Annotated in this window: 1 protein-coding gene; it reads right to left on the bottom strand. The window is 38.4% G+C overall.

Annotated features, from left to right (window positions below):
* On the bottom strand, positions 1–255 hold a 255-nt coding region (locus tag QZ359_RS05690), incomplete at both ends, for a hypothetical protein (protein ID WP_293963953.1).

Here is a 255-nt window from a genome sequence, read left to right as displayed (position 1 = left end):
GTAGAAGGCTCCCTCTTTTATTTCCTGCCCAACCTGTCGATATAAGTCTGAAAAGAGGGTAACATCCAATTTTTTCTTACTATCATCTACCTGTAAGAAAGCCATGTTTTCGCCCTTTTTGGTACGAATTACTTTTATCTTCTGAACTTCAACCAAAATAATAGCGTAGCTATTTTCTGATAAATTTCCGATTGGGGTAATCGGGTAAATAGCCTTACTTGCAATAGCTTGCAGTGGGTGTTTGCTGACACCTAT

The organism is Streptococcus sp. (assembly GCF_019414905.1).
GTDB lineage: Bacteria > Bacillota > Bacilli > Lactobacillales > Streptococcaceae > Streptococcus.
This window is presented reverse-complemented; position numbering and strand designations above follow the sequence as displayed.